This is a genomic window from Acetobacter lambici (genome assembly GCF_011516885.1).
GTDB classification, from domain to species: Bacteria; Pseudomonadota; Alphaproteobacteria; order Acetobacterales; family Acetobacteraceae; genus Acetobacter; species Acetobacter lambici.
This window is the reverse complement of sequence record NZ_WOTD01000113.1, coordinates 1-2,180: the sequence shown is the minus strand read 5'-3', so window position 1 is coordinate 2,180 and position 2,180 is coordinate 1. Positions and strand designations below refer to the sequence as shown.

Below are 2,180 nucleotides of genomic sequence, written 5' to 3'. Positions count from 1 at the left end.
ACACCCATGATCTGGGCGTCAGTAAAGCGATCACTCTTCATCAGAATCTCCTCAATTCTTACGCTGAGAAAATTCTCATTCAAAAGTCACTCTTTTTATGGGGGGATTACCCCATAAATTAAGGAGTTTTTGGAGGTCTCCATCCCGCCAGCGGAAGCTGAGGCTCGCTTTTATGCACAACAGAAATCACATGCATTAGCTGCGGAGTTCAGATAAAAAGCGTCTTCACAAAACCCGGGGCAATTAAATTTTAAATATAATTAAAAATACACCTGAAACATTGATAAAATACTATCAGAATCACGGTAATTTTCTTTTTGGTAATATTTTGTATGAGAGTAATCCATAGAAATTCGTATGATATCCAATGGATACCAATTTATATTTACACTCCATATATTTTGTTTGCCCCCAGATACATCACTGCTTTCTAAATCCATTTGAGAAAATCTTGTCGCCAGTTCTATGACGCCCGTGCCATGACAGAAGGTAGGGACTTTCTGGTCACATGATGGAGAAGTGAAACTTGCAGATGTAGATTTCCATGCCCGCGGCTCTCCAACCAATGTATATGCCGCAGTAATATACCATCCATAAAAATTTTGACGGTTTATTCTAGAGTTTGTCTTTGTATTAACAATTAAGTTGTAGTATTCACTAGTTAGCAATAGTTTTCTCCATGCAATAGCCCCTTCCAAACCGAAGGCACCAGCATTTTTTGCTGGAATATTACCTGTCTTTATATATTTATCGTTTAATCCATCACCATTTTCAGGTGTATCTGAAAATGATACTCCACCTGCCATAGAACTTTTATGAGACGGCTGAAAAACCCACTCGCCTGATATGCCTATATGCATAAGAAATGATTGGGTATGTATCGGTAGAATGACAGATCTAAAAACAATTGCTCTTTGATTCCCGTCTTTTCCCGGGCCAGCTGTCCCCGCCGTTCCAGAAATAGCTAAATGATAGTAATTTCCATAAAATAACGCTTGCACCGCCTGACGATTTGCGCCGGCGGCAAGCCCACGGGTAATTGTTGCAACGCTTGCCCGTTCAGGAAAAATGCTATCACCTCTGGGCTGCATTGATGACAGTCCAAAACTTGGATTAAACACCCCAACAGAAAATTGAAAATGTTTTAAACCAGTATAGCTAGCAGCACCTTCGAATAGACGCATCTGTCCACCAGGAGCCGGCCCAAAGTCCCAAATGGCACCGATCTTGACATGGTTAGCTATATTAATTCGCACCCCGTTACGGATGTGAGGGCCACTGGCAGATGGAGAAGAGTGTTGACTGCCACATATATTACTACCCACCTCAAGCTGATCTTGAGCAAAAGGGTGAATAATAACTTTCCCCACAACAATGTCTTTAACAGTTTTAGAAAAAGATTCGGAAGAAAAAAAAATCGAAACAAACAAAATACAGAAAATAAATTTCTTATTTTTCCACATGATTTTTCATATAATTTATATCATTTTCTAGTGTAACCGAGTTTATCAACATATCTTTTTTCTGTAAGATCAAGGAATTTCTTGGTTCCGGAACGAACAATAGACAGTCCAATATTGACAAAATCTTTTTGTTTCCAAGGCTTTTCTTTTCCTAAGGACAAACATACAGCATAAGCTGCGCCAGCTAAGTACGAATCTAATTCTTGTACAGTACGGTTTTCTTCAAAACATAATTGTCCGATTTGTTCTCCAACATACTCAGGATCAAATCTGACTCGTAATGACATGACGTAAGAACCTCGCTTGCTTCCATCTGAGCAACATTATCTAACGTGTTTTTATCGTTACAAAAAGGTATTTTAAATTACAAATATTTTTGTATTATTATAATGCGCTATATAAACAAAATATGTTGTTAATATATAATTACACTTCTATTTTGATGTTATATATTATTGTACAAGCATGCATTTATCAACGTAGTACACGCGGCATATTCCCGAAGGAAGACGCTCGTGGACGCGTCAGGACGCCGAGCAGGCTATCACATCCTACATCAATGATTTCTATAATCCGCAGAGGCTGCACTCCGCACTTCAATGGAAATGAGGTGGTCCCGTCCGTTCGGACAGTTTTGCGGGCTTGATAAGCTATACCCGGTTGTTGTTATGCCGCCCTTCTGACGGCGTTGCTGTTGGCCATCTGGTCCGGGGTTAA

The 2,180-nt window shown here is 39.6% G+C and carries 2 protein-coding genes; both read right to left on the bottom strand.

All coding sequences use genetic code 11. From position 1 onward, the window contains the following. Positions 1-260: 260 nt before the first annotated feature. Complete coding sequence (locus GOB86_RS15275; protein ID WP_165993511.1) at positions 261-1,463, bottom strand: OprO/OprP family phosphate-selective porin; 1,203 nt, start codon at positions 1,461-1,463, stop codon at positions 261-263. Positions 1,464-1,483: 20 nt separating this feature from the next. Next, positions 1,484-1,750, bottom strand: coding sequence for a hypothetical protein (locus GOB86_RS15270; RefSeq protein ID WP_165993509.1), 267 nt, complete (start codon positions 1,748-1,750; stop codon positions 1,484-1,486). Positions 1,751-2,180: the final 430 nt, after the last annotated feature.